Source organism: Synechococcus sp. CB0205, from assembly GCF_000179255.1.
Lineage (GTDB): Bacteria > Cyanobacteriota > Cyanobacteriia > PCC-6307 > Cyanobiaceae > Vulcanococcus.
In genome coordinates, this window is sequence record NZ_ADXM01000052.1 from 26428 (window position 1) to 43921 (window position 17494).

General features: G+C 62.5%; 26 protein-coding genes. 11 read left to right on the forward strand and 15 right to left on the reverse strand.

The window, feature by feature from the left end; genetic code table 11:
• Positions 1–110: 110 nt before the first annotated feature.
• Genes ilvA through CB0205_RS0110805 form a run of 3 tightly spaced genes read left to right on the forward strand, consistent with a single transcriptional unit; the run spans position 111 to position 2696 of the window.
• A complete protein-coding gene (gene ilvA, locus CB0205_RS0110795; RefSeq protein WP_010317236.1) occupies positions 111–1703 on the forward strand; it encodes a threonine ammonia-lyase, biosynthetic in 1593 nt (530 codons plus the stop codon).
• 32 nt (positions 1704–1735) lie between these two features.
• Positions 1736–2353 (forward strand): SMC-Scp complex subunit ScpB, encoded by a 618-nt coding sequence (gene scpB, locus CB0205_RS14715; protein WP_010317237.1) that lies wholly within the window; start codon positions 1736–1738, stop codon positions 2351–2353.
• Between the two features lie 55 nt (positions 2354–2408).
• A complete protein-coding gene (locus tag CB0205_RS0110805) occupies positions 2409–2696 on the forward strand; it encodes a YggT family protein (protein ID WP_010317238.1) in 288 nt (95 codons plus the stop codon).
• On the opposite strand, the gene CB0205_RS0110810 is transcribed toward CB0205_RS0110805, so the two are convergent.
• Positions 2693–3217: a hypothetical protein gene (locus tag CB0205_RS0110810; RefSeq protein ID WP_010317239.1), complete on the reverse strand. Its 525-nt coding sequence runs from the start codon at positions 3215–3217 to the stop codon at positions 2693–2695. The two genes, CB0205_RS0110805 and CB0205_RS0110810, sit on opposite strands and share 4 nt — an antisense overlap.
• An 8-nt stretch (positions 3218–3225) precedes the next feature.
• Positions 3226–3555 carry a nucleoside triphosphate pyrophosphohydrolase family protein gene (locus tag CB0205_RS0110815; RefSeq protein WP_010317240.1) on the reverse strand — a complete coding sequence of 110 codons (330 nt, stop codon included), beginning with the start codon at positions 3553–3555 and terminating at the stop codon, positions 3226–3228.
• A 60-nt stretch (positions 3556–3615) separates the two neighbouring features.
• Between CB0205_RS0110815 and pyk the strand changes: the two genes are divergently transcribed.
• The 4 genes from pyk (at position 3616) to ftsH (ending at position 8737) form a co-directional block, all read left to right on the forward strand.
• A complete protein-coding gene (gene pyk, locus CB0205_RS0110820; RefSeq protein ID WP_010317241.1) occupies positions 3616–5073 on the forward strand; it encodes a pyruvate kinase in 1458 nt (485 codons plus the stop codon).
• Positions 5074–5100: 27 nt separating this feature from the next.
• Positions 5101–6330 (forward strand): ABC transporter permease, encoded by a 1230-nt coding sequence (locus CB0205_RS0110825; RefSeq protein ID WP_010317242.1) that lies wholly within the window; start codon positions 5101–5103, stop codon positions 6328–6330.
• Between the two features lie 106 nt (positions 6331–6436).
• Entirely contained in the window at positions 6437–6688 is a 252-nt protein-coding gene (locus tag CB0205_RS0110830) for a DUF1830 domain-containing protein (protein WP_010317243.1), read from the forward strand.
• 111 nt (positions 6689–6799) lie between these two features.
• Positions 6800–8737 carry an ATP-dependent zinc metalloprotease FtsH gene (gene ftsH, locus CB0205_RS0110835; protein ID WP_010317244.1) on the forward strand — a complete coding sequence of 646 codons (1938 nt, stop codon included), beginning with the start codon at positions 6800–6802 and terminating at the stop codon, positions 8735–8737.
• Here ftsH and CB0205_RS15705 read toward each other — a convergent pair.
• Together CB0205_RS15705 and clpP are read right to left on the reverse strand one after the other, a co-directional pair.
• Complete coding sequence (locus CB0205_RS15705) at positions 8670–8954, reverse strand: DUF2256 domain-containing protein (RefSeq protein ID WP_083797935.1); 285 nt, start codon at positions 8952–8954, stop codon at positions 8670–8672. The genes ftsH and CB0205_RS15705 overlap by 68 nt on opposite strands.
• Before the next feature lie 15 nt (positions 8955–8969).
• The gene (gene clpP / locus CB0205_RS0110840) at positions 8970–9560 is read right to left on the reverse strand and encodes an ATP-dependent Clp endopeptidase proteolytic subunit ClpP (protein ID WP_010317246.1); all 591 of its coding nucleotides are present in this window, start codon (positions 9558–9560) and stop codon (positions 8970–8972) included.
• Positions 9561–9662: 102 nt separating this feature from the next.
• On the opposite strand from clpP, the gene psb29 reads away from it, so the two are divergent.
• Positions 9663–10343, forward strand: a complete 681-nt coding sequence (gene psb29 / locus CB0205_RS0110845; RefSeq protein WP_029626329.1) for a photosystem II biogenesis protein Psp29 — start codon at positions 9663–9665, stop codon at positions 10341–10343.
• Here the strand turns inward: psb29 and CB0205_RS0110850 are convergent.
• The 4 genes from CB0205_RS0110850 to petN all read right to left on the reverse strand — a co-directional run bounded on the left by CB0205_RS0110850 (position 10340) and on the right by petN (position 13091).
• Positions 10340–11578 (reverse strand): hypothetical protein, encoded by a 1239-nt coding sequence (locus tag CB0205_RS0110850; protein ID WP_010317250.1) that lies wholly within the window; start codon positions 11576–11578, stop codon positions 10340–10342. The two genes, psb29 and CB0205_RS0110850, sit on opposite strands and share 4 nt — an antisense overlap.
• Entirely contained in the window at positions 11578–12702 is a 1125-nt protein-coding gene (gene cofH / locus CB0205_RS0110855) for a 7,8-didemethyl-8-hydroxy-5-deazariboflavin synthase subunit CofH (RefSeq protein ID WP_198001933.1), read from the reverse strand. Before cofH ends, CB0205_RS0110850 begins: the two co-directional genes overlap by 1 nt.
• Before the next feature lie 104 nt (positions 12703–12806).
• Positions 12807–12965 carry a hypothetical protein gene (locus CB0205_RS16115; protein WP_010317254.1) on the reverse strand — a complete coding sequence of 53 codons (159 nt, stop codon included), beginning with the start codon at positions 12963–12965 and terminating at the stop codon, positions 12807–12809.
• 24 nt (positions 12966–12989) lie between these two features.
• The gene (gene petN, locus CB0205_RS0110865) at positions 12990–13091 is read right to left on the reverse strand and encodes a cytochrome b6-f complex subunit PetN (RefSeq protein ID WP_010317256.1); all 102 of its coding nucleotides are present in this window, start codon (positions 13089–13091) and stop codon (positions 12990–12992) included.
• 77 nt (positions 13092–13168) lie between these two features.
• Here petN and clpS point away from each other — a divergent pair, with 77 nt between their 5' ends.
• The gene (gene clpS, locus CB0205_RS0110870; RefSeq protein WP_010317258.1) at positions 13169–13480 is read left to right on the forward strand and encodes an ATP-dependent Clp protease adapter ClpS; all 312 of its coding nucleotides are present in this window, start codon (positions 13169–13171) and stop codon (positions 13478–13480) included.
• Between the two features lie 9 nt (positions 13481–13489).
• Here clpS and CB0205_RS0110875 read toward each other — a convergent pair whose 3' ends face one another.
• Positions 13490–13714, reverse strand: coding sequence for a hypothetical protein (locus CB0205_RS0110875; RefSeq protein ID WP_010317260.1), 225 nt, complete (start codon positions 13712–13714; stop codon positions 13490–13492).
• Between the two features lie 79 nt (positions 13715–13793).
• Between CB0205_RS0110875 and CB0205_RS0110880 the strand changes: the two genes are divergently transcribed.
• A complete protein-coding gene (locus CB0205_RS0110880; protein WP_010317261.1) occupies positions 13794–14072 on the forward strand; it encodes a DUF2103 domain-containing protein in 279 nt (92 codons plus the stop codon).
• Between the two features lies 1 nt (position 14073).
• Here CB0205_RS0110880 and CB0205_RS14720 read toward each other — a convergent pair whose 3' ends face one another.
• From CB0205_RS14720 to CB0205_RS0110910, 6 genes are all read right to left on the reverse strand, one after another.
• The gene (locus CB0205_RS14720; RefSeq protein WP_010317264.1) at positions 14074–14322 is read right to left on the reverse strand and encodes a DUF1651 domain-containing protein; all 249 of its coding nucleotides are present in this window, start codon (positions 14320–14322) and stop codon (positions 14074–14076) included.
• 145 nt (positions 14323–14467) lie between these two features.
• Complete coding sequence (locus tag CB0205_RS16120) at positions 14468–14638, reverse strand: hypothetical protein (protein ID WP_010317266.1); 171 nt, start codon at positions 14636–14638, stop codon at positions 14468–14470.
• A 21-nt stretch (positions 14639–14659) separates the two neighbouring features.
• Complete coding sequence (locus CB0205_RS16390) at positions 14660–14872, reverse strand: hypothetical protein (protein ID WP_010317267.1); 213 nt, start codon at positions 14870–14872, stop codon at positions 14660–14662.
• Between the two features lie 295 nt (positions 14873–15167).
• Complete coding sequence (locus CB0205_RS0110900; protein ID WP_010317268.1) at positions 15168–15413, reverse strand: hypothetical protein; 246 nt, start codon at positions 15411–15413, stop codon at positions 15168–15170.
• A gap of 360 nt (positions 15414–15773) precedes the next feature.
• Complete coding sequence (locus tag CB0205_RS0110905; protein WP_198001932.1) at positions 15774–16409, reverse strand: helix-hairpin-helix domain-containing protein; 636 nt, start codon at positions 16407–16409, stop codon at positions 15774–15776.
• Between the two features lie 262 nt (positions 16410–16671).
• Entirely contained in the window at positions 16672–17067 is a 396-nt protein-coding gene (locus CB0205_RS0110910) for a glycine zipper 2TM domain-containing protein (protein WP_029626331.1), read from the reverse strand.
• Between the two features lie 219 nt (positions 17068–17286).
• Here CB0205_RS0110910 and CB0205_RS0110915 point away from each other — a divergent pair.
• A partial coding sequence (locus CB0205_RS0110915; RefSeq protein WP_010317278.1) for a hypothetical protein occupies positions 17287–17494 on the forward strand: 208 nt, incomplete at its 3' end.

The window sequence follows — 17494 nt, forward strand, 5'->3', positions numbered from 1 at the left end:
GCCAAGATTGGGGTTCAGCCTACGCGGAGCCGGACGTCCTCTGGGGTTGATTTGGCTACCCCTAGACCGATCCCAAGAGCTTGCGAGACTGGTGTGATCGTCCAGTCGCAATGACAGCCACCGGCCCCAACCAGAACTCCGGCTCCGGCATGGAGATGCTGCAACGAATCCTGCGGGCCAGGGTCTACGACGTGGCCATCGAGTCGCCCCTCGATGCAGCGCCGAACCTCTCCAGGCGGCTGAAGAACACCGTTCTGCTGAAGCGGGAAGACCTGCAGCCGGTCTTCAGTTTCAAGTTGCGCGGCGCCTACAACAAGATGGCCAGCCTCAGCCCATCGGAGCTGGAGCGGGGCGTGATCGCTGCGAGCGCCGGAAACCATGCCCAGGGCGTGGCCCTGGGCGCCCAGCGCTTGGGCTGTCGAGCGGTGATCATCATGCCCGTGACCACCCCAGAGATGAAGGTCAGGGCCGTGGCGGCCCGGGGAGCTGAGGTGGTGCTGGAGGGCGACACCTATGACGCCGCCTGCGCGGAGGCCTACCGACTGGCCGATGAGCGAGGGCTGACCTTTATTCATCCCTTTGATGACCCTGAGGTGATCGCAGGCCAGGGGACCATTGGGCTGGAGATCCTCAGACAGTGCTCTGAGCCCCCCGATGCGATCTACATCGCCGTCGGCGGAGGTGGCCTGATCGCTGGCATTGGCGCCTACGTCAAAAGCCTCTGGCCCAGCGTTGAGGTCATCGGGGTGGAACCGGTTGATGCCGATGCCATGACCCGCTCCCTGGCCCTAGGGGAGAGGGTGAAGCTCGAGCAGGTCGGACTGTTCGCCGATGGTGTCGCCGTACGAGAGGTCGGTGTTCAGACCTTTGAGCTGGCCAGAACTGTCGTCGACGCCATGGTCACCGTCGACAACGACGCCATCTGCGCCGCCATCAAGGACGTCTTTGAAGACACCCGCTCGATTCTTGAGCCGGCCGGTGCCCTTGCGGTGGCGGGAATGAAGGCTGACATCAGCCGCCGTCAGCGCGAGGGACAGACCCTGGTGGCCGTGGCCTGCGGGGCCAACATGAACTTCGATCGCCTTCGCTTTGTGGCGGAGCGCACCGAGATCACCGAAGACCGCGAAGCGATGTTGGCGGTCGAGATCCCGGAGCAGGCCGGAAGCCTGCGTCAGTTCTGCACCCTGCTGGGGCAGCGCAGCCTGACCGAATTCAGCTATCGACTGGCCGACCCCAGTCGAGCCCACATCTTTGTTGGGGTGCAAACCAGCGGCAGCTCCGATGAACAGGCCTTGATCCACAGCCTGAGGGAAGCCGGCTTCCCCTGCCTGGATCTCTCCAACGACGAGCTCTCCAAGCTCCATCTGCGGCACATGGTCGGCGGTCGGCTACCGGCCAGCACGGGTGAGGCCGCTGGCCATGGTCGGGAACTGCTCTACCGCTTCGAATTCCCGGAGCGACCGGGCGCACTGATGCGCTTCCTGACCAGCCTGCATCCCAACTGGAACATCAGCATTTTTCACTACCGGAACCACGGGGCAGACGTCGGCCGCATCGTCGTCGGGGTCCAGGTGCCCGAGGCGGAGATGAACGAATGGCAGAGCTTCCTCGATGGACTGGGCTATCAGTACGCCGATGAGACCAGCAATCCGGCCTATCGCCTCTTCCTGGGTGAGCTGGCCGGCAGCTTGAGCGTGGGATAACTTTCGAGCAACGCACTGTTCAGCCCGGGGATATGGCAGGCGACACCCAAGAGCCCATCCCCGCTGAAGGCGACACGATTGCCCTGCAACGGGCCGGCAGCAATCTCTCGCTACCCGCACGCCTCGAGGCCATCCTTTATCTCAAGGGCAGGGCTCTGACCCAGGGCGAGCTAGCCGAGATCGCAGGCGCCAGTCGTGATGAGGTCGAGATGGGCCTGATCACCCTGATGGCCGACTACGCCCACAGGGACACCGCTCTCGAGATTCGCCAGGAGGGCAAGCGCTACAGCCTGCAACTGCGGGATGGCCTGGGGGATCTGGTGCAGAACCTGCTGCCGGTGGACCTCTCCACAGCGGCCCTGCGCACCTTGGCCACGATTGCCATCAAAAAGCGAATCCTGCAGTCCGATCTGGTGGACCTGCGGGGATCAGGGGCCTACGACCACATCAAGGAGCTGCTGGCCCAGAACTTCATCGAGCGCAAACGCCAAAGCGAGGGACGGTCCTTCTGGTTGAGCCTCAGTGAGAAGTTCCATCGAACCTTCTCGGTCAAGACCGATGAGCTGGTGGCCCAGCGCAAGGCGGTCAAGCCAGATCCCGCCAGTCCCGTAGCCGAGGTCAGCGATGAAGAGTGGGAGCAGGCCGCCTAGGGCAATCCCAGCCTCCACACACACTCAATAGAGTGGATCTAACGCAGCTGCAGCCATGTCCATCCTCGGCGATCTGATCGGCGTCCTGATCCAAACGCTCTCGATCTACACGCTCGTGCTGTTCGTTCGGGTGCTGCTGAGCTGGTTCCCCAATCTCGACTGGAGCAATCCAGTGCTGTCCACCGTGAGTGCAATCACCGACCCCTACCTCGGGGTGTTTCGCGGTTTGATCCCCCCCCTGGGCGGCCTGGACCTCTCAGCAATCGTGGCTTTCCTGGCCCTTCAGTTACTCCAAAGCTTGCTGGAGCAGAGCCGGGGTTACTTCTATCCAGCCTTCTTCTAAGCAGGATCCACGTCGGCGACGGCCTGCTCCAACGGCAGCAGGTCATCAAACTCACCCGCACGGGTCCGAACAGGAGCGCTGAAGCCGCGCGCTTTCACGTTGGAGAAGCTGAACGGTCCTGGGGTGCCCGCTGGGACAGCCAGACGCAGGGCAAAGCTTGAGGTGCCCTGCTCGACATCGCCGATGGAGCCGACTCGGGAACGGTTCTGAAGCACTGGTTCGCCGCTGGCGTCCAGGATTTGGGCAAAGACATCGGTGTCAAATACCGTCTTGCGACCAGGGTTATCGACACTGCCCCGCAGCACAAAACAACTGGCACCACTGGGCCGCTTGAGCTGCGGTTGAGCTCCGATATCTTCAGCAGGACAGGGGTCCAAGCTCACGTCGTGAACGCTCAGACCAGCGGCCAAGGCGCCAGGGGCGGCGCCGAAGACTGTGCAAGCAACGACGAGTACTGCGCTCAGCGCTCGAGCGAGGGCCCGTGAGAGCGATAGGTGCATCTGCATCCAGCCTGACTCCATCCAGCTGCTTAGCGGTGGTCGCCGCTTCCAGCGATCACGTTACGGGCGGCGCGACTGGCCAATTTGTCGAGGTTGGCCTGGGCGATCTCATCGAGACTGAAGCACAACTCACTGGCGAGCTGAGCGACGTACCAAAGGACATCACCGAGCTCGAGCTTCAAGGACTCCCGGACCTCCGCGGAAAACTCGCCACCGCTATCGCGCAGCACTTTTTTGACCTTGTCCGCGACCTCTCCGGATTCTCCGCAGAGGCCCAGGGTTGGGTAGATGGGGTTGGAGCCCACATCGGGATAGCGGGCCGTTTGCCTCGCACCCTGCTGATAAGCATTCAGATCCATTGGTACGACAGCGCTGGAGGGCCTCGATGATAGTGTCGCTTCTCCCTTTGGCGCCCCCGAATGGCCCTGCCCGATCTCACGCGTCGCACCAAGATCGTGGCAACCATCGGTCCCGCCACCGAATCGCCTGAGCAGCTCAGGCGCCTGATTGAGGCAGGTGCCTCCACCTTTCGCCTGAATTTCTCCCACGGCGACCACAGCGAGCACGCAGCGCGGATCAGCACCATCCGCAAGGTTGCCGCGGAGATGGGGGTTCACATCGGGATCCTCCAGGACCTCCAGGGCCCCAAGATTCGCCTGGGCCGTTTCAAGGACGGTCCGATCACCGTTGCCCAAGGCGATCCCTTCACCCTGACGTCTAGGGACGTCGAGTGCTGCCAAACCATCGCCACCGTCACCTACGACAAGTTGGCGGATGAAGTGGTCCCCGGGAGCCGCATCCTGCTGGATGACGGCCGCGTCGAGATGGTCGTGGACCAAGTGGAGCAGTCCAGCCAGACCCTCCACTGCACCGTCACGGTTGGTGGCGTCCTCTCCAACAACAAGGGTGTCAACTTCCCGGACGTGCAGCTCTCCGTCCGTGCCCTGACCGACAAGGACCGCGAAGACCTCGAATTTGGTCTGAGCCAGGGGGTCGATTGGGTGGCCCTGAGCTTCGTGCGCAATCCCTCCGACATGGAGGAGATCAAGGCCCTGATTCGTTCCCACGGCCACAACACGCCCGTGGTCGCGAAGATCGAAAAATTTGAAGCCATCGACCAGATGGATGCGCTGCTGCCGATGTGCGACGGCGTCATGGTGGCCCGCGGCGACCTCGGTGTGGAGATGCCCGCCGAGGAAGTTCCCCTGCTGCAGAAGGAACTGATCCGCAAGTGCAACACCCTGGGGATTCCGGTCATCACCGCCACCCAGATGCTCGACTCGATGGTGAGCTGCCCCAGGCCCACCCGCGCAGAAGTCAGCGACGTCGCCAACGCCATCCTCGATGGCACCGATGCGGTGATGCTCTCCAACGAAAGCGCCGTGGGTGATTACCCCGTCGAGGCCGTGGCCACCATGAGCCAAATCGCCAGGCGCATCGAGCGGGACTACCCCAGCCGCAGCAGCGATGGGCAGCTGGCCTCAACCGTTCCGAACGCCATCTCTCACGCCGTCAGCTCGATTGCGAGCCAGCTGGAGGCTGCGGCCATCCTTCCGCTGACCAAGAGTGGATCCACGGCGCGCAACGTCAGCAAATTCCGTCCAAGCACACCGATCCTGGCCATCACCAGCGACAGCAAGGTGGCCTCTCAGCTTCAACTGGTCTGGGGCGTGACTCCTTTGTTGGTCTCCGACATGGACAACGCAGCGGCAACCTTTAACCGGGCCATGGAAGTGGCAGCCGAGGCAAACCTGCTCAAGGAAGGGGATCTGGTCATTCAGACCGCCGGAACCTTCGCTGATGTCAGCGGTTCGACCGACCTGGTCAAGGTCAGCGTCGTGGGCAAGGGCACCGTTCTCAACCCGAGCATCGTTTAAAACGGGGCTCTGCTGGCCATCCCGGCAATGCCCGCCAAGCTCCCTATGCGCGAGACCGTCGGGATGGCCCTGGCCACCCTGAGGGCCAATCGTCTGCGCTCTCTGCTCACGATGCTGGGCATCGTGATTGGGAATGCCTCAGTCATCACCCTGGTCGGTGTCGGCCGTGGTGCCCAGAACCTCGCCGAGGGTCAGCTCAACACGCTGGGGGCCAACGTCCTCTTTGTCGTCCCGGGCAACAACGACAGCCGTCGCCGCGGAATTGATTTTCCTAAGACCTTGGTTTTGGAAGATGCCGAAGCCATCGCCGAGCAGGTCCCGAGTGTTCGCAGGGTGGTGCCGCAGATCACCCTCAGCGCCGTACTGCAGGCGGGCGCAAAGAGTGCCAGCGCCACCGTTTCAGGCATCAGCCCAGAGTTTTTAACGGTGCGGCGATTTGAAGTGGCCCGGGGCCGCTTCATCGACCAGAGGGACATGGAAGGGGCCCGCAATGTCGTGGTCATTGGACCTGACCTCAAGCAAAAACTTTTGCCCTCTGGCTCCGCGATCGGACAGCGCATCCGCATTCGCAATCAGGGCTTTGAAGTGATTGGGGTGATGGCGCCGAAAGGTGCTGTCTTTGGCCAAAACCAAGACGAGGCCGCCTACATCCCCCTGACGACGATGGTCAGCAAGCTCTCAGGCCGGGATCCCACCTACGGGGTGAGCCTGAACTTCATCAGCGTGGAGGCCGTGGATGAGGCCAGCACCGGTGCGGCGAAATTCCAGATCACCAATCTGCTGCGCCAGCGGCACAACATCCTGCGGGAGGACGACTTCGCTGTCCGCTCGCAAAAAGATGCCCTCTCGATTGTGGGCACCATCACCGGCGGACTCACCTTGATGCTCGCCGCCATCGGTGCGATCTCGCTGTTGGTGGGCGGCATCGGGATCATGAACATCATGTTGGTCTCGGTCAGTGAGCGCACCTCAGAAATCGGACTGCGCAAAGCCATCGGTGCGCGCAGCAGTGATGTCCTGAGTCAGTTCCTCGTTGAGGCCTTAGTGCTCTCCACCTTGGGTGGATTGATTGGAAGCAGCCTGGGCCTCTCCGCCATTGCAATCGTGGCGGCCGTCACACCCCTTCCCGCTGCCATTGGCAGCAGCAGTGTGTTGGTGACGATGGGACTCTCCGGCAGCATTGGGTTGGTCTTTGGCGTGCTGCCGGCCAGGCGTGCGGCTCGACTGGATCCAATCACCGCCCTACGCAGTCTCTAGGGGTAAACCTGAAGGAAATCGAAAGAAGCCTGCGACCTTGAGGGCCGGTCTCATCGACGACAAATCAGGCCGATGAAACAGGCGTCAATAACAGTACTGATTCCAATTGCTCTTGAACCAGCTCCAGTGTGGGTACCAAAACCGCAGCGATCGGATGGTTATCCTGCGCTGCGTTGGACCCGATCAATTCTTCCTGGAGCGGGTGGTCTTCCCCGTTGAGATCCTGGGATTTGAGGCACCACCGGCCTCTGAAGTCGAGATTTGGAGCCATTCCTTAGGGGGACCAGAACTGCTGGAACGGTTCCTGGCAGAGGAGCTGACCGGCGTGGCTGAGCTTGATTTGCCGCAATCGGCCTAAAGATCAGCCTCGAATGAGAGGGAAAAAGCGCTGCCGCGCCTGAGATCTGCCCAGAACAGGCCGCGCTCGCTTTACACTTGTTAAACATTCAGATCTGCACCTGAGGCGGCCATGAATCAACGCTGGCGCACGATTGCTCTTTGGGTCCTGCCCATCAGCGTCGCTGTCTTCCTCGGCTGGCAAGTCCTGGGCGGCGGTTTCGGTGGAGTCAGCCGGTCCTCGGGAACAACCGTGGCACCGCGGAATGCCGCCGTCGCTCGGATGAGCTACGGCCGCTTCATCGATTACGTCGATGCCGGACGCGTCACCGCGGTGGACATCTTTGACGGTGGCCGCACCGCTGTTGTTGAAGCCGTTGATCCCGACCTGGACAACCGCGTGCAGCGCCTGCGCGTTGACCTGCCTGGTCTTGCCCCTGAGTTGGTCAACAACCTCAAGGAGCAGGGCATCAGCTTTGACATCCATCCCCCCCGCACCGCGCCTCCAGCGCTCGGCCTGCTTGGCAACCTGCTCTTCCCCCTGCTGCTGATCGGTGGCCTGGTGCTGCTCTCTCGCCGTGGCGGTGGCGGCATGCCCGGTGGCCCCGGTCAGGCCATGCAGTTCGGCAAGACCAAGGCCCGGTTCGCCATGGAGGCTCAAACCGGTGTGATGTTTGACGACGTCGCCGGCGTTGAAGAAGCCAAGCAGGACCTGCAGGAGGTCGTCACCTTCCTGAAGACTCCCGAGCGCTTCACCTCTGTCGGCGCAAAGATCCCCAAGGGTGTCCTCCTGGTGGGCCCTCCTGGTACGGGTAAAACTCTGCTCGCCAAGGCCATCGCTGGTGAGGCCGGCGTGCCCTTCTTCTCCCTCTCCGGCTCGGAATTTGTGGAGATGTTCGTGGGCGTTGGCGCCAGCCGCGTGCGCGACCTGTTCAAGCGGGCCAAGGAAAACAGCCCCTGTCTGATCTTCATCGACGAGATCGATGCCGTCGGCCGTCAGCGGGGCGCCGGTGTTGGCGGCGGCAATGACGAACGGGAGCAGACCCTCAACCAGCTGCTCACTGAGATGGACGGCTTCGAGGGCAATAGCGGCATCATCATCATTGCGGCCACCAACCGCGCTGACGTTCTCGACTCCGCCCTGCTGCGTCCGGGCCGTTTCGACCGCCAGGTTCAAGTCGACGTTCCCGACATCAAGGGCCGTCTGGCGGTGCTGAACGTGCACTGCCGTGACAAGAAGCTGGCCGATGACGTCAGCCTCGAGGCCATCGCTCGCCGGACGCCCGGCTTCTCTGGCGCTGACCTCGCCAACCTCCTCAATGAGGCTGCCATCCTCACGGCCCGTCGCCGCAAGGAAGCCACCGGCCTGGCCGAGATCGATGACGCGGTGGATCGGATCATTGCGGGTATGGAGGGCAAGCCCCTCACCGATGGCCGCAGCAAGCGACTGATCGCCTACCACGAAGTTGGCCATGCCCTGGTGGGCACCCTGGTCAAAGCCCATGACCCGGTCCAGAAGGTCACCTTGATCCCCCGCGGTCAAGCCCAGGGCCTGACCTGGTTCTCCCCCGATGAAGAGCAGATGCTCGTGAGCCGTGCTCAGCTTCGGGCGCGAATCATGGGTGCCCTCGGCGGCCGGGCTGCAGAGGATGTGGTCTTTGGCTATGCCGAAGTCACCACCGGTGCCGGCGGCGACATTCAGCAGGTCGCCTCCATCGCCCGCCAGATGGTGACCCGTTTCGGCATGAGTGACCTGGGTCAGTGCTCGCTCGAGGCCGGGAACCAGGAGGTTTTCCTGGGCCGCGATCTGATGACCCGCAGCGATGGCTCCGACGCCACCGCAGCTCGCGTCGATGCATCCGTGCGCAAGATCGTTCAGAGCTGCTACGAGGAAACGGTCAAGCTCGTGTCCGAACACCGGGCTTGCATGGACCGTGTTGTGGAGCTCCTGATTGAGAAGGAGAGCCTCGATGGCGATGAGTTCCGCGCCATCGTCAGCGAATTCACCACCGTCCCCGAGAAGGAGCGCTTCTCTCCTCTGCTGAGCAGCACCGAAGCTGCCTCGGCCTGAAGCTGAAGCCCAACAAAGCCCGCGGGTTGACCGCGGGCTTTTTGCTGTCTAGACGGCAGCGGTCGGAGCAATAAATCACCTGCTCCCAAACCGATGCCCATTTCTTGCGCCACTGGAAAGGGCGCTGGCAGACAGGGCAGATTTTGCTAGGACGTTCACTCGGCGGGCGACCCCGGCCGCCCACCGCCCCGCTGCGTTGACCGCGCCCACGGGCCATGGAGCCTTCGCTCGATCAGACAGGGCGCACGGGGCGCTTGTCGATCACCTTGTCGATCAGGCCGTACTCGACTGCTTCGGCGGGGGACATGAAAAAGTCGCGATCGGTGTCGTCCTCGATGCGGTTCAGGGGCTGACCGGTGCGATCGGAGAGCTCCTGGTTGAGCTTCTTCTTGAGGTAGAGGATTTCGTCGGCCTGAATGCGAATGTCGCTGGCCTGGCCCTGGGCCCCGCCCAGGGGCTGGTGGATCATGATCCGCGAGTGGGTCAGGCTGCTGCGCTTGCCCTTGGCACCGGCGCAGAGCAGGAAGGCGCCCATCGAGGCAGCCAGACCAACGCAGACGGTCTGCACATCAGGCTTGATGTGCTGCATCGTGTCGAAGATGCCTAGGCCGTCGTAGACGGAGCCGCCCGGGGAATTGATGTAGAGGAAGATGTCCTTCTCGGGATCCTCGGCTTCCAAGAAGAGCAGTTGGGCAACGATCCGATTGGCGGACTCTGAGGTCACCGGTTCGCCCAGGAAGACGATGCGCTCCCGCAACAGACGGGAGTAGATATCAAAAGCGCGCTCACCACGGCCCGACTCTTCGATCACGATCGGGATCATGGTCACGGGCGGCTTCTGCAGATGGGCGGATCCTACTGAGGTTCAGCCCTGTTCAGCGTTCTCAGCGAGCTAGGGTCGCCTGAACTTGATGGATGTTTGAGCGTGGGTGCGAGCCTGACCGTTGCCGATAGCAAGCGGGCCTTTCACCAGGCGTTCCCCTACGTCATCGCGCCGCTCTATCGCCGCCTGGTGGACGAACTCCTGGTGGAACTGCACCTGCTGAGCCATCAGAAGGGGTTTCACGCCGATGGCCTCTTTGCCGTTGGTCTGACCCAAGTGTTTGACAGCTTCTCCAACGGTTACAAGCCCGAGGCGCAGCGGGAGCCCCTGTTCCAGGCCCTCTGCAGCGCCAACGGCTTCGATGGGGGGGCCTTCCGTCAAATGGCATCCGACGCCGCTACCCAGGTGGGCCACCACAGCCTCGATGAGGTCAAGGGCTGGTTGAGCAACCGCGGCGAAGGCGCACCTGCGCCAATCGCCGGACTGCTGCACGGCGTGCAGCGCGAAGACTTCCACTATTCCCGACTGGTCGCCGTCGGACTCCTGAGCCTGCTGCAGCGGGCGCAGGGCGCCGAAGCGATGGATCCTCAGGCCCTACGCAGCGCTGCCCACGAGATCGGTGAGGCCATGGGCCTGATCAAAGCCCGCGTCGACAAGGACCTGAGCCTTTATGCGGGGAACATCGAAAAGATGACCCAAGCGGTCGAGCTGATGGAAGAGACCGTGGCCGCCGAGCGCCGTCGCCGCGAGCGAGCCGCCGCCGAGCACGAGGCCACCAACTAAAGCTTGAGCTCACCGCTCAGGGCCGTTTGCCCGTCAACGCCTCTGGGGTGTTCACCCGTGATCTCCAGCTGACCGGCGCGCCGGACCACCAGAGGCAGCAGTGAGGGAAGCAGCCCCTTGGCCTGCAACTGTCGAGGACTGAGTTGCAAAGACCAGCTTGCGGGGCCTTCAGCGACCTCAGCCTCAACGGCAGCAGGCGGTGGGCCAAGGAAAAGCAGCAGCTGCTGCTTCGAAAGCCAGCGCCAGCCGCCTTGGGCCACGCCATCGCGACTCCAGAGCCGTTGATCAGTGTCACCAGGGCTCGGAGCCAGACCTTGATCCTTCAGCGCTTGCTCAACGGCCCCCAGCCGCGCCGTCCAGAAGGAACGACCGTCCCGCAACCGCAGCTGCAGCTCAAGGCCCGCCAGGAAGGGGCCCCGTTCAACGGCCGAGAGGCGCAGGGCAAAGGGGCTTTGTGACAAGCGCTTGAGGGCATCGGCCTTGAGGCCGTAGCGCTCGGCGAGCGCCTGCTTCAAGGCGCCACTACTCAACAGCCCGCGCAGCAGGAGCTCCAGCTTCGGGCCCTGAAGAGCCAGCAGCGTGGGAGGCGCCAGCGCACGCGTCTGAGCTCTGGGAACCGGGCGGGGGGCCGCCGCCAGGCTGCCGCGGGCTGCATCGGCCTCACCGCTCCAGAGCAGCCTGTTGCCCTCACTGCTGAGGGCCAGGCAACCCTGCTGCAGGCTGCTGGCCAGGGGTGCCAAAGGACCCAGGAGCGATGAGAGGCCAGCAGCACTCCAATAGACTGCATCACCCCGTTGCAGCTGCTGAGCGCAACGCCGCTCGAGGCCGCGCAGGGACGGGCGATCGAGGCGCAATTGCGCCTGAATTTCGTTGCGCACCAGGGGGTTAGGGGCCACCAGGGTCAGCTGCTCAAAGCGGAGCGCGTTCTCAGGCAGGGGCGTCTTGGGGGGGACCTCAAGCACCAGGACCGCACCGGCTGAGGTGTGGGTTCCCCAGAATTGCCACCAGAGCTGAGGTCGAGCCGACCAAAGCGGGGCCGCCTGGGGACCAAGGCGCTGGGTCCACAGGGCCGGTGGCGGATCGGCTGGACGGGAACGGTGGGTCTGAAACAGCGAGGCCTCCAGAAGGAGCCGATCGAGACCGCGGGCTGAGCCGCGCGGAAAGAGCCATAGAGCCAGGGCTGGTAGCAGCACCAGCAAGGCCGTCACTGCCAAGCTGTTGCGCAGGCCCTTCATCAGCTGACCGCTCCATAGAGAGTCGTGCGCTCCCGCACGGGCCGGCCCAAGGTCAGCGCCGCCGAGCGGAGAGCCTGAGCCGATTGGCACGTGCCCCCCTGGGCGCCGGCCATGCTGGTGATGCTCTCCTCCATCAGCGTGCCGCCGAGGTCGTTGCAACCCCAGCGCAGGGCCTCTGTGGCTCCAGCGAGGGTCAGCTTCACCCAGCTCGGCTGATGGTTTCGGAACCAAGCTCCAAGCAGCAGACGCGCCTGGGCGGTGAGGCGCAACATCTCGAGGCGATCGGGTTGATCTCGTCCCACGCGATGACGCAAGGCTGCCGGGGCTTGAGCTCCAATGAACGGAAGCAGAACGAACTCAGAAAAGCCAGCCTGTCCGGCCCGAAGCGCCTCCTGTTGCAGGGCCACCAGGGCCAAGAGATGCAGCGCGCGATCGCGGGGGCTCTCGATGTGCCCGGCCATGAGCGTGGCCGTGCTGGCGAGGCCAAGGCGATGGCACTGAAGGACAACAGCGCACCACTGCCGGGCGCTGATCTTCTCTGGACACAGCTGGGCGCGAACCCGATCACTCAAGACCTCAGCGGCGGTACCGGGGATCGAGGCCAGACCGGCCGATCGCAGTTGCTCGAGCACAGCCTGCAGGGGGATCCCGTCCTGCTCGGAGATGAATAACAGCTCCTGGGGGGAGAAGGCATGCAGGTGCAGTCCAGGGGCCGCTTCCCGCAGGGCCTCCAGCAGGTCGGCGTAGTAGCGGAGTGCAGAACCGTTGGTGCGGGCCGCAGGATTCAATCCCCCCTGGATGCAGAGCTCCGTCGCCCCAAGGGCAGCTGCTTCAGCGGCCTTGCTGCGAAGCAGCTCCAGGTCATGCCAGTAGGCCCCTGGAGCGCCGGCATCACGGCGAAACGCGCAAAAGCTGCAGTGTTGAACGCAGTGGTTGGTGAAGTTGAGGTTCCGGTTCACCACGTAGGTGACCGTCTCTCCGGCCAACTCTTGCCGCAGGGCATCGGCCTGCTGCTGAAGGCTGACGGAATCGCTGCAGCTCAGCAGTGCCTCGGCAGCAGCGATCGAAGCAGGGCTGGCAGGGTTGTGCGCCAGTGCATCCTGGAGCTGCTGCTGCGACTGCAGGGTCCAGGGTTCTGGAGGCAGAGAAGCGGATCGATCGGGAGCTGTCACCAACAGCTCGACGGAACGGTCCCAGGCCCAAGGTTCAAAAACCCCCGGCTCGAGCGTCACTTGCGGGCGCGAGCTGAGGGCTGAACCGGTTGCTGGCGGCGACGCCTGTCGCGCCACTCGATGGTGGAGAGATAGAGAACTCCACCGCTGACAAACACCAACAGGGCCGCGGTGGTCACCGCGAGGACACTGTTGATGTTGAGCGACTCAATCACGGATGAGTAACCCGGCGCTCAGGCTCAGAAATTCAGGGTGCCGTCGCCGTTGCGACCCCAGACGACCATGGCGATCGAGAAGGTGAAGACGGCGGCAAGAGCGGCCCAACCCACAGTGATCAGCATGGTGCGCAGAAAGCGTTTGGACGAGTGTAACCAGGGCTGTGACCCAAACTGAGATCAGATCTGCTGGCTGTTTCGAGATGCAACCCATCCGCTCCATCAGCTCCTCCCCAGGCGGACAGGCCGTCATGGAGCGGCAGCGGGTCAGAGCGCCGTACCCCACGGGTCGGGTGATCGTTCTCGACGATGACCACAACACGTTCCAACACGTGGTTGAGGTGCTGGTGAAACACATCCCAGCCATGGTCAGCGATCGCGCCTGGGAGCTGGCCCATCAGATCGACTCGCAGGGCTCAGCGGTGGTTTGGAGCGGTCCGCTCGAGCAGGCTGAGCTCTACCACCAACTCTTGGCCGGAGAGGGCCTGACCATGGCCCCCGTGGAGCGGGGCTAAGGATCTCGGCTAAGCGAAGCGCCGTTGCAGCAGCTCGAACATCGGCAGGGTGCGCAGACGCTCCTGTTCGGCATCCAGAACGAAGCTGAGGATGCGACCTGAGCAGACCGCCACGCCCTTGACGCTCTGGTCACCACTGCGCTCAAGGCTGACCAACTGGGCGGCACCACCAAGCTCGTCACTGAGCCGTTGCCGCAGCTGCTCGCGCAGCTCTGGAGCGTGCTGGCCTGCCATCCGGCAAAAGAGGGGACAGCATCTCTAGCAGCGGTCAGGCAATCCCGCCACCAGGGCACTGGTTTCTAGGGTGCCCGCCATGGGACGGCTGGTCATCACCCACAGCACCTACCTCGAGGGCCTGATTCCCTGCCTGAAACGGTTGGTCCGCGAGCCCGAGATCGACACGATCACACCGGCTGTCATTTCGCGGGTTAAGGGCCGGGCGCCAGAACTGCGCCTGAAGGTCTCCATTCCCATTCGCGGTGGCTGGAAGGTAGTTGCACGGCGCGGAAGCAGCGCCCAGGAAGTGTTTGTGGTGACGGGGCTGAGCGCCATGGAACTGGAGCAGCGAATCCAGAGCGCGCTGGCGCGCTGATCTAGACCTCGACGTCCTGACCCCACTGGGGCGCCACCGGGGTCCAGCCACAGCTCAGAAGAGCCCGCCAAAGCTCAACTGCCTGGTCTCGATGGAGGTGGTCACGGGACTGGAGCAGAGGAGGTTGTGCTGGAAGAGGTCGCCCTGAATCGACGAAGACCATCGGGTCTTGCGCCCAACTTTTTTCGTCGCGATGGAAGCGCTTGGTCGCGAGCGTGGCGGGATCCTGGAGCCAACCGTGTCCTGGCATGGGGGTGAGGCGACAGAAGCAGCGGACGCAGCGGGCCAGACCCAATCCGAGGCGCGAAAGGTGGCGTACGGAGAAGCAACAGGAGCCATCAGCCCGATGCAGGTACACCTGTACTAGCCGGCTTCAGTTGTGCTGTCAACAGGCTCTAGTCGGAACGCTCAGCAAGAGCCTTCATGACCTGCCGGCGCACGCGCTGCATCTGGGTGCGTTGGATTTCGTAGCGGGTCGAGCGGGTGAATCCATAGAAGAGAACAACCCAGGTCGCGCTCAGCCCGAGGGCAATCAGGGCGACGGAAAGAGCATTGATCTCGCCCACACCGCACGCTTCGAGGTGGTCTTAACGGTACGAGCGGCTGCAGAGACCCAATCGCCAATCGCTGATGCAGCGCCTGGCCTGCTCACGTTTGCGTTGCTGGCGGGCCAGCTCACGGCGCTGCCAATCACTGAGCTGCTCTTGGCCCCCTGTGGACGGCGTAGAACTGCTTTGCGCGAACGCTGGGACCACAAACAAGCCAAGACTGAAGCCAACAGTAACCAGCAACCGGGACATCACGTGGTCACGCCAACATCGGATGCACTCAAGTCTGGAAAAAGCAAACGCCGGCGTCAGTGAGCAGAAACGCTGCTCTTGTCGAATCGGAAAGAGCTGGCAGGCTTTGGCTGTCGCTGGGAGGCATCAATGGCCCCAGATCAACACAACGACGACAACAAATCGACTGATCACGCTGCGATCAGCGAATTGAAGAAGCCGACCAACCGCAAGCGAAGTGCCAAGGGTGCCCGCTGCACGCATGCTCCGGGCTGGTCCAGAACAACTCACCCACTCGCCAGCTAGCGGTAGAGCGTTAAAAACCAATGAGCCGGTAGCCAAGCTCCGAGTGAATCACCTGCGGTGACCATCCATGCAGGATCAAATGCTGACTAAAGCGACGGGCTTCAAGGAGGCTCTCGAGTTCCCGTTGTTCCACCACACGCATGGGCTCACCGTGAGCCAGCAGTTCGTGGCAGGCGGAATAGGCACCGAGGTGATTCGCGTCATAAAAAACCCAGATGCCGCGGTAATCCGCCTTGGGATCAGAAAAGCGAAGCAAGCATGGATTACTAAATGAGGTGGGCACGATGGTCTCTGTTCAACCCAGTTTTGAAACTGCAGGTGCGAGGCGACCTCAATCAGTGACCAATCGCACAAAGACACCGTTCTTATTGATAACGGCGTAGCGATCGACACACCAGTTTGAGTTATCCCGCGGGACAACACAACGAGAGCATCAGTCCTGCGTGAAGCCCCTGGGTTTGCTGGCGATGATCAGCCTGCGAGTGGCGATGAATGACGGTGTCTTCATCGAACAAAGACGAATGCCCACCAGGCAACCCTCCAAGGAACTACGAGCAGCAATTGTTCGGCCCTGGAAGCGAGGGAGCAGACCTGATCCGCAGATCCGTGCGACGCCTCAGGCCACCTCCTGGGAGCGAATTTGAGCGATGAGCTTTGGACCAATCCCACGAATCGACTGCAGCTCGGCGTCTTCAGCCGCCTGAACCATGGCCGGAGTCCTCAGGCCGGCATTCCAGAGCAGTTGTGCCTTTTGAAGGCCGATCCCGCGCAGTGTGGTCAGTTCAGCAATGAAGACTTCATCGGGAAAGCTCTCACCCTTGAGGCTGGAGGCCACCGATCGAAATGTCTCCTGATCGACCAGGGAATAGATCTGCATCAACTTCTGATCGACATGGAGCACCTTGCTCTCAAAAATCTCGCGAAACCGAATGAGCAGCCTGAGCTTCTGCTCACGCTCAACGCCAGAGTCGGCCATCCATGAGTCGATCTGAACTTGACTGAGTTCAGCCAAGGCCACAAAACCATCAGGGCGATAAGGAATCCATTCGCCACATCCTTTTCCAGTGCGCTGAATCGGCTGAAGATCTGGAGGATTTTGCGTACGCTGCTGGCCATCCCGCTTCAGATAAGCCAGCGGGGTGTGAAAGCTCAGCCTGGCGTGATAGCGCCAGAAGGCGATGGTTTGAAGTTCAGAAGCTGCGCTGACCTCAGCCGGCGGCGGCTGAGCAGCAGGCTCCGCAACGGTGGCCACTGAGGCCCCAGAGGAGGAGAAAAGGGATCGAAGCCGCTGCCAGATCATCCGCGGAAGCTAGAGACACTTCCCCCTTCCGGCTGTATCGACGTGAGCAACTGAAGAAAAAGCCAGGGGGGGGGCAGGCCCGCTGAAGCCTTGAGGGACTGGTCCTGTCTATTCTTTGTGGGTGAGGGGGAGACCCTGTCTTGCGTGGTTGCTTGATGGGGTGGGTGGGGTCACGCTCACTGCCTCTCTCACACCTCATTTGAGCGCAAGGGCATCAGCCGCCATCGACCTGGCAACCCACCAAGGCGCCTGCTGCTGCACCCACCGGAACGCCGATCCAGCGTCCGTTGCCGCGGGAGAGAGCAGCCCCAGCACCCGCGCCGAGAAGACCACCGATGACGGAGCCTTCGATGCAGCTGTTGTCGTCGACCTTCTCTGAGGCCGTCCGCTTTGGAGGCGTCGTGCAGGGGATCTCGACCTTTTCGCTCCACTTCTTGACGTAGCCCGATTTCTCTTTCGTTCCGGGGACGTACTCCTCTCGGTATTCGTCCTTAAAGCACGTGCTGGTCTTGGAGTAACCAGGCTGGGAATCCTGCTGAGCCCAGGCGGGGCTCACCTGGACCGTGCTGAACGCAAGCGTGAGCCCGGCCAGAACAGACAGGGACTTCATTGGGAGCCAAGAAAACAGGGAGCCCATGATCACGCGCGATCTGGATCTGACCAGAGGCGACGTCAACTGCGCAGCAATGGGGTGAACCGCTGTGCCGTTCTGCCCCAGATTCCGACCTGGATAAACCAGAAGGGGACCAGAACTCTGTGCCAGCAAAGAAAGCTTTCCACAGCAGGGTCTTGTCAGTCAATATGTCAGTCAGTTTGTCAGTCAGCCGACTTGGCCCTGCCCTCTGGATTGATCCAAATCAAAGGCAGGCGTGGGTTCTATACGAACATCACCGTGCCGCTGAAGCACCGGAAAACGCTCGGCAAGTCAGTCATCCAGAAGAAGGCTGGCGACACCCTGCAAGAGGCGCAGCAGAGGCTATGGGAGGAGCAGTCCAGGGCTCGCGATCTGTTCCAGCGGCTTGAGGAGGAAACGCCCG

Bases quoted from the DNA above. Each gene is read 5' to 3' on its own strand.
- ilvA (WP_010317236.1), top strand. From the start codon at position 111: ATGACAGCCACCGGCCCCAACCAGAACTCCGGCTCCGGCATGGAGATG.
- scpB (WP_010317237.1), top strand. From the start codon at position 1,736: ATGGCAGGCGACACCCAAGAGCCCATCCCCGCTGAAGGCGACACGATT.
- CB0205_RS0110805 (WP_010317238.1), top strand. From the start codon at position 2,409: ATGTCCATCCTCGGCGATCTGATCGGCGTCCTGATCCAAACGCTCTCG.
- CB0205_RS0110810 (WP_010317239.1), bottom strand. From the start codon at position 3,217: ATGGAGTCAGGCTGGATGCAGATGCACCTATCGCTCTCACGGGCCCTC.
- CB0205_RS0110815 (WP_010317240.1), bottom strand. From the start codon at position 3,555: ATGGATCTGAATGCTTATCAGCAGGGTGCGAGGCAAACGGCCCGCTAT.
- pyk (WP_010317241.1), top strand. From the start codon at position 3,616: ATGGCCCTGCCCGATCTCACGCGTCGCACCAAGATCGTGGCAACCATC.
- CB0205_RS0110825 (WP_010317242.1), top strand. From the start codon at position 5,101: ATGCCCGCCAAGCTCCCTATGCGCGAGACCGTCGGGATGGCCCTGGCC.
- ftsH (WP_010317244.1), top strand. From the start codon at position 6,800: ATGAATCAACGCTGGCGCACGATTGCTCTTTGGGTCCTGCCCATCAGC.
- CB0205_RS15705 (WP_083797935.1), bottom strand. From the start codon at position 8,954: ATGGCCCGTGGGCGCGGTCAACGCAGCGGGGCGGTGGGCGGCCGGGGT.
- clpP (WP_010317246.1), bottom strand. From the start codon at position 9,560: ATGATCCCGATCGTGATCGAAGAGTCGGGCCGTGGTGAGCGCGCTTTT.
- CB0205_RS0110850 (WP_010317250.1), bottom strand. From the start codon at position 11,578: ATGAAGGGCCTGCGCAACAGCTTGGCAGTGACGGCCTTGCTGGTGCTG.
- petN (WP_010317256.1), bottom strand. From the start codon at position 13,091: ATGCTGATCACTGTGGGTTGGGCCGCTCTTGCCGCCGTCTTCACCTTC.
- clpS (WP_010317258.1), top strand. From the start codon at position 13,169: ATGCAACCCATCCGCTCCATCAGCTCCTCCCCAGGCGGACAGGCCGTC.
- CB0205_RS0110875 (WP_010317260.1), bottom strand. From the start codon at position 13,714: ATGGCAGGCCAGCACGCTCCAGAGCTGCGCGAGCAGCTGCGGCAACGG.
- CB0205_RS0110880 (WP_010317261.1), top strand. From the start codon at position 13,794: ATGGGACGGCTGGTCATCACCCACAGCACCTACCTCGAGGGCCTGATT.
- CB0205_RS14720 (WP_010317264.1), bottom strand. From the start codon at position 14,322: ATGCCAGGACACGGTTGGCTCCAGGATCCCGCCACGCTCGCGACCAAG.
- CB0205_RS16390 (WP_010317267.1), bottom strand. From the start codon at position 14,872: ATGTCCCGGTTGCTGGTTACTGTTGGCTTCAGTCTTGGCTTGTTTGTG.
- CB0205_RS0110910 (WP_029626331.1), bottom strand. From the start codon at position 17,067: ATGAAGTCCCTGTCTGTTCTGGCCGGGCTCACGCTTGCGTTCAGCACG.